Source organism: Carnobacterium sp. (genome assembly GCF_032094055.1).
Lineage (GTDB): Bacteria > Bacillota > Bacilli > Lactobacillales > Carnobacteriaceae > Carnobacterium_A.
In genome coordinates this window covers 1-7,281 of the sequence record NZ_DAMDAK010000016.1, presented here as the reverse complement: position 1 = coordinate 7,281, position 7,281 = coordinate 1, and the positions used below count along the sequence as shown (strand labels likewise).

The following is a 7,281-nucleotide window of genomic DNA, read 5'->3' as shown; positions in this document are numbered from 1 at the left end:
ATCACAGCTTGGCTGGCAGCTTATATATTAACCAAAAAATAAAAAGACAGCTGTTGAATAAAACTAGATAACTATTCTTTCCCATAAAAAAACCCTTCCTATCAAAATTTAAAATTTTGATGTGAAGGGTTTTTAAAATATATTTACGTAGTTCGTTCTGCTTTTATGTGTTGGGCTCTTTTCATTACTTTAAACACTGTATCAATAGTAAAAATAGCTAAAGCAATCATCCCAGCTACTTGGATGGTGCTTTGCAAATGTCCTTGGGCTAAAGCGTTGTGGCCTTGGATAAATTCATAAACCGTTAAATACATTCCCGAACCTGGAAACAAAGGAAAAAATCCCGGCAAAAAGAAAATCGTTACAGGAACTTTAAAAATCCGCGAAAAAATATGGGATTGTGTAGAAATCACTAATCCTGAAACATATGTTGCTGGGATAGGCCCAAGAGATTCAAGACAAAGTAAATAAACGCCCCATCCTAAAGCTCCCACAAAAGCTGTCGCAAAAATATACTTTTTGGGAGATTCTAAAATAATAGTCGCTGCTGCAACTGCTAGAAAAGCTCCTAAGATTTGACTAATCAAAAGACGACACCTCCAATTAAAACCAATCCAATCGCGACTCCTAGAGCAATGGATAGAGCGACCACAAAGGCTTCTAAGGCTTTAGCTCCGCCAGACATATAATCTCCTTGTAAAGTGTCACGAATTGCATTTGTGATGGCTGTTCCCGGCACTAACGGCATGATGGTACCAGTAATGACTAAGTGCATGTTCAGCGTAGGAAAAAGGAACGCATGCATCAACCCAGCACCTACCGAAATAACTGCAGAAGATAAGACATTACGGACAAATGAACCCATATCTAATTTTTTTTCGCCTTTCAATACTAAGGCCAACAATCCTCCATTGATCCCAGCAGCCAGTATCTCAAAAATACCGCCACCTAACAGCAGAGCAAAAGAAGCAGCTAGAGCTGATGTAGCAAGGTCTTTGTAAAGTCGTTTATATTGTTCTTTTTCAATATTCTGCAAAGCCGCATACGCTTCTGGAATGGTTATTTCTTCACTGGTCAATTGCCGTGAAATAGTATTGACAACTGCAATCTTATTTAAATTCGTATCACGTGAATTGATTCGTTTAACGATCGTGATCGGGTCATCAATGCTAGAATCATCTAGTGTAGCTACTAACCCAGTGGCGATGGCCAATGCTTCCGTCGTTTCAAATTTTGACGTTTTTAAAATATGGTTCATTGTATCTTCTACACGATAGGTTTCAGCATTGCTTTCCAGCATGATCTTTCCTGCCAATATAGCGATGTCCATCAATGTTTTGTAATCCATTTTATATCCTTCACCCTTTCCCGCGCTGGTTAGCAGCCGTTTTTTCTATTGATTGCTTTATTTCCCAACTGAAATTCCAATTTAGTATAGCATATTTTTCTTTACTCCCTAGGATCTTTTAAGCCTTTCTTATATCTTTTTAACTCCATCTCTTGACTAAACGTAGGAAAGAGTGTGGGACAAAAGGCGTTTAGACTTGAAACACTGGAGCGAATAAGCGCAGTATGGTCACCGACCATCGAGCATTATTCGTGAAGTGGACGTCGAGCCTGCCTTTTGAAGCATATTTAAGAAAAATAGTTAAAAAAAAGGCAAGAGGATGAGACTTATGTCTCATCCTCTTTTCTTAATTTACTTAATCTAATCCAATTTCTGCTCTAACAACATCCGCAATGCGTTCTACATAAGAATCCACTTTTTCTTGTGTTGGAGCTTCTGCCATGACCCGTAACAATGGTTCAGTTCCGCTTGCACGTACTAAAATCCGTCCATCACCATTCATTTCTTTTTCTACTTCTTCAATAATTGTTTTAATCGCTGGGATTTCCATTGCGCCGTTTTTATCGCTGACGCGGATATTCACCAAACGTTGCGGATAGGTTTGAACTTCTTCCGCCAACTCTGATAATTTTTTCCCAGTTTGTTTCATGACATTCAATAGCTGGATTCCTGAAAGCATGCCGTCTCCAGTCGTATTGTAGTCCAAAAAGACCATATGTCCTGATTGTTCTCCACCAAAGTTATAGCCGTTCTTGCGCATTTCTTCTACTACGTAACGGTCACCCACTTGTGTTTCTAGAGCAGTCATTCCTGCTGCTTCCACAGCTTTATGGAAACCTAAGTTACTCATAACAGTTGAAACAATGGTATCTTTTTTCAAGCGGCCTTTTTCCAACATGTATTTTCCGCAGATGTACATAATCTTGTCCCCATCAACAATATTGCCCAGTTCGTCTACTGCGATTACACGGTCAGCATCGCCATCAAAAGCCAAACCTGCATCTGCTCCTTTTTCTACTACGAATTTAGCCAATTGTTCAGGATGAGTCGAACCAACTCCATCATTGATATTTAAGCCATTAGGAGAAGCCCCCATCACATCAAATTCAGTGTCTAAATCAGCAAATAAACGATTGATCAATGGACTGGTAGAACCATTAGCTCCATCTAAACAAATTTGCAGACCATTCAAATCATTGGGAATGGTTTGTTGCAAAAATTGGGTGTATTTTAATGCACCTTCTGGATAATCATCAACTGTTCCTAACCCCTCTGCACTAGGACGCGGTAATGTATCTTCTTCTTGATCCAATAAAGCTTCGATTTCAAGTTCAGTAGCGTCAGATAATTTAAAACCATCTGACCCAAAGAATTTAATGCCGTTATCTGGTGCAGGATTATGCGAAGCCGAAATCATAACGCCGGCAGCTGCTCCTTGAATACGTGTTAAGTAAGCAACACCTGGTGTGGAAATAACACCTAATTTCATTACTTCAATTCCAACGGATAACAATCCAGCGATCAAAGCCGATTCTAACATTTCTCCTGAGATACGAGTATCTCTGCCGACTAAGACGCGCGGATGCTCTATTCCTTCTGAGTGTTGACATAAAACGTACCCGCCGAACCTGCCTAATTTAAAGGCTAATTCCGGTGTTAACTCTGAGTTAGCCACTCCTCTAACTCCATCTGTTCCAAAATATTTTCCCATTCTTCTAATGCCCCTTTTCAAAGTTAAGAATCTACTTTCTTTAACAATCTGCTTATTAACGACTTGAATCCACCTCAGATGATTTACTTTCATCTGATGAATTTGGTTGAGATTGCTCTACAGCAGATGAACTGCTTGTTTTTGATGACGATCCTTCGCTGTTAGCAGTGTTTTCTGTTGAACTACTCGTCGATTCATTTTTTTTTTCGTCTGATGTACTAGTTGAACTTGAATTTTTAGATGAATCTTCCGGTTTTTTACTTTCCGTCGCTGGCTTTTTATCTTTAGTCACTGTAATTCTAACAGTGATTTTTTCTGGTGTCACTGTTGAAAGGCCTTCTAACAAAGGCAGATTTACTTCTTTCGTTGTTGTTTCTGTAATACCGGATACGTCTACTTCTAATGGAAAACTGCTTAAGTTATCCAATGTTTCTTGTGAGCCTGTTACAGTCACGTTAGTATCTTTTTCATTTTCAATTCCTAGTTCATAGGTATAACCAGATTCAGGTTTGCCGCTTTCAGACAAGGTAACCGGCACTGTTTTGCTCTCTGGTTTGACGCGTATATTGACTGTTACCTCTTTTGGATTAATCATCACATCTAATTGGTTGCCGTTTATATCCCTGGCGCTTACAGGTACAGTTTGCTTGATGTCAGATTTAACTTCATCCGTTGTAGGAACGACCGCTTGAACGGTGTTGACTTTGTCAATTGTTGAAGCAGCTCCTGAAACTTCAACTGTATCGTAATTCAGCGTCGGAGTTTCGGCTGCATACCCTTTAGCTAAGCTGCTGCTGTCAAAATCAACCCCTACTTTGAATGTTTCGACCCGTTTTTCTTCAATGGTAATCGTTACCTCTGGAGGCGTAACGGTATACTTTAAGTCGGAAGAGAGACCTTCTGGTATTAAGCGAATTGTATGAGTACCGACTCCTAATTCATCTAAGTTTTGCGCTACTAAATCAAACCCTTTATTAGCTGTTGTTTGGGCTACAATATTTGTAGGTCCGGTAATTTCAATAGAAGCTGTTTCAGGAAAACCCGAAACAAAATATTTGTCTTGGTCTATGTCAACAACAATCGGCAAATTGGTAATGACTTTACTTGAAGTCGTACTCACACCATTAAGCGGATTAGTTGTCCGTAATTTGCTGGTATTTTCATAATTTACATAAGTAAATAATAATATCGCAAAAGCAAAAGCAACTAGTTTAGTAAACCATGGAGAATTATAAATCTTTTCCATTTTTTACGCTCCTTTCTTAAAGCTGTCAACGAACTCTTGAAGCGGGTTCTTTTTGACATCTTCTTCTGGGAGAATTAATTCTTTGCTTAAAAACTTCACGAAATCTTCTCTGGACAATTCTCTTAGCAGATCTCCCCGATGGGAAATACTGACTCCTCCCGTTTCTTCGGAAACAATAATCGTAATAGCATCCGTTACTTCGCTTAATCCGATAGCTGCCCTGTGTCTTGTTCCCAACTCCTTAGAAATTAAAGAACTTTCAGATAATGGCAGGTAACCAGCTGCTGCTGCTATTTTATAATCTTTTATCATCACAGCTCCATCATGCAAAGGTGTATTTGGAATAAAGATATTGATCAGCAACTCTCCAGAAATATCCGCATTCAAGGGAATTCCGGTAGCGATATATTCATCCAGTCCAGTTTCCATCTGAATAGAAATCAACGCACCTATTCTTCTTTTTGCCATATATTGAACGGCTTGATCCAGTTGTTGAATCATCTTTTTTGCTGGATTAACTTTTCGTTTTGTATTTTTAAAGAAAGAACCTCTTCCAAGGTGTTCTAGTCCTCTGCGCAATTCCGGTTGGAAAATGATAATGATGGCCAATACACTCCACTGAATAACCAAGTCGACGATCCAATCCACTGTTTGCAATTGAAGAAAAAAACTGGCTATTTTGATTAACATAATGACGGCAATTCCTTTTAATAACTGAACTGCTTTAGTACCTTTCAATATCTTTATCAATTGATAAATAATAAACGTTACTACTAAGATATCGACCGCATTAATAAAAGTTCGCCATGTAAATAAGTGTGACCAATCTATGGACATACGTGCACCTCCAATAATGTTTTAAAATAGTCACTCGTTTTTTATTATACCACACTTCCCTTCAATACAAGGCACCTGTTTAATATGGAAAAGCATTTTTTTATCCAATTTTAAAAAAAGAAAAACTTTTGTAGGGAAACAAAAGTTTTTCATCATTTTTTTGCTTATATGCTATTGAACGTTACTACTACTTACAAAATCAAAGAAATAGAACTTCTTTCTCCTAGTAAATAAACAGCTTACTACTAAAAATAAACTTGGTGCTCTTTTATTGATTACAGGAGCCATCAAACAAATTAATAAGAATAGGGGTAGTTTTGAAGTTTGACTTTTTTAATATCTTCTACAGTTTTAGTTCCAGCAAGTTGCATCGTTTTTTCCAACTCTGCTTTAAACCAATCAAAAACAGATGTCACTCCTTGAGCACCGCCTAAAGCTAAAGCATAAATAACCGGACGTCCAATCCCAACTAGATCCGCTCCGCTTGCCAAAGCTTTAAAAACATGCTGCCCGCGCCGTACTCCACTGTCAAAGACAATAGGCAAACGTTTATTTACTTCTTCAGCAACGATCTGCAGTGACTCAAAAGCAGGCATTCCGCCATCTAGTTGTCTTCCGCCATGATTGGTCACCCAAATACCGCCAGCTCCTGATTCAATCGAAATATGAGCATCTTCTGCTGTTTGCACTCCTTTAACAAATACCGGCAAACCAGAATATGCAGCAATAAATTCGACATCTTTAGGACTTAATATCTGTTTTGATGACCCATATACCGCGTCCATTGTTTGGCCAACACCTGTTTGATACGCTTGAACGATTGGCATGCCTAATGGAAAGACAAAACCATTACGTTTATCTGCTTCGCGATTTCCGCCAACTGTTGCATCAGCCGTCAAAACGATCGCTTTTACCCCATTTGCTTTTGCTTCATCCAAAATATCACGATTGATGCCGTCATCTTTACTCATGTAGAATTGGAACCATTGCGGAGCACCTTGGCCTGCTTCCGAAATTTCTTTGAACGGTTTATTCGCATATGAACTAATCGTCATGATGGTTTTAGCATCTGCTATCCCTTTAGCTGTCGCAGGTTCTCCTTTACTGTTAGCTAATCCATGAGCAGCAACAGGCGCCATAATAATAGGTGTAGAAATTTTATCACCAAAAATCGATGTACTTTGATCAGGATATTCAATATTTCTTAGAACGCGGGGCACAATTGTTTTATGGTTAAATGATTTGATATTTTGTTCAATCGTCCATAGATCTCCTGCTCCACTTGAAATATAATCGTATCCGCCTTTCGGAATCACTTTACTGGCTTCTTTTTCAAGATCATATACATTGATAATGTCCAGCGGTTTTTCCGCGTCACTCGTTTGATAAGAAGCTGTGCTCTCTTGTTCATTCTTTGTTGTCACTTCATCTAGCGATTTTTCTGGTTCCATATCTTTTTCTATTTTAGCCATAGTGTTCTCCTCCGTCTCTATTCTAAAAAACGTGTTATTTCTTTAATTTTACCACTGCCAGCTAAAAATTCAAAATTACCTTACTATTTTTTTAATCAATGTATTTCGTCTGCCCATTATTCAACCATGAGTAGTTTAAGCCTAAGATCAAACCGCCTCCTACGTAATTTCCTAAAGTGGCAAAAAACAAGTTTTTAATAACGCTGATTGCCGTCATTCCAGGAACATGTCCGCCAGTAGCAAAGAAAGCAAGTGAGAAAGAAGAAAAATTAGCAATCACGTGTTCAAACCCTAAAAAAGCGAAAATAAAAATAATGAACACAATTGAAATTACCCGTGCAGCATCATCTTTCATATTGATTGTCGCAAACACCGCTATATTGACGATCAAATTAGCAAATATGCCTTCAAAAAAGACTTGAGAAGGACCTTTTTGCAATTTGCTGGCTATTGTTGTAACTAAAAAACTATCTTGGGTCGTATGCAAAAAGGCTCCAGTATGCGAAATCAACCAGCTCGCTAGAATACCGCCAATCAGATTAAAGAAAATACAAGTGGCTAAAATAATGAGTGCTTTTTTAAAAGGCAAAATTTTCCGGTGAACTGCAGTTGTCATGTACATCATATTTGATGTGCCTAATTCAGCATTTAAATAAATAATCATCAC

7 protein-coding genes are annotated in these 7,281 nt (G+C 38.3%); all 7 read right to left on the bottom strand.

The annotated features are described in order from the left end of the window. Nucleotides 1-143 precede the first annotated feature (143 nt). Entirely contained in the window at nucleotides 144-587 is a 444-nt protein-coding gene (locus RT405_RS04030; RefSeq protein ID WP_035030203.1) for a threonine/serine exporter family protein, read from the bottom strand. Continuing rightward, complete coding sequence (locus RT405_RS04025; RefSeq protein ID WP_313467771.1) at nucleotides 584-1,348, bottom strand: threonine/serine exporter family protein; 765 nt, start codon at nucleotides 1,346-1,348, stop codon at nucleotides 584-586. Before RT405_RS04025 ends, RT405_RS04030 begins: the two co-directional genes overlap by 4 nt. 355 nt (nucleotides 1,349-1,703) lie before the next feature. Then, nucleotides 1,704-3,059, bottom strand: coding sequence for a phosphoglucosamine mutase (glmM, locus tag RT405_RS04020; RefSeq protein ID WP_313467770.1), 1,356 nt, complete (start codon nucleotides 3,057-3,059; stop codon nucleotides 1,704-1,706). 55 nt (nucleotides 3,060-3,114) lie between these two features. Further along, nucleotides 3,115-4,305 carry a CdaR family protein gene (locus RT405_RS04015; protein WP_313467769.1) on the bottom strand — a complete coding sequence of 397 codons (1,191 nt, stop codon included), beginning with the start codon at nucleotides 4,303-4,305 and terminating at the stop codon, nucleotides 3,115-3,117. Nucleotides 4,306-4,308: 3 nt separating this feature from the next. After that, complete coding sequence (gene cdaA, locus RT405_RS04010; RefSeq protein WP_192987289.1) at nucleotides 4,309-5,142, bottom strand: diadenylate cyclase CdaA; 834 nt, start codon at nucleotides 5,140-5,142, stop codon at nucleotides 4,309-4,311. A gap of 296 nt (nucleotides 5,143-5,438) precedes the next feature. Continuing rightward, on the bottom strand, nucleotides 5,439-6,593 hold the full coding sequence (locus RT405_RS04005) for an alpha-hydroxy-acid oxidizing protein (protein WP_396163236.1): 1,155 nt from the start codon (nucleotides 6,591-6,593) through the stop codon (nucleotides 5,439-5,441). A 112-nt stretch (nucleotides 6,594-6,705) separates the two neighbouring features. Then, nucleotides 6,706-7,281, bottom strand: a 576-nt coding sequence (locus RT405_RS04000; RefSeq protein ID WP_313467764.1) for a formate/nitrite transporter family protein, incomplete at its 5' end; no start/stop codon positions are given.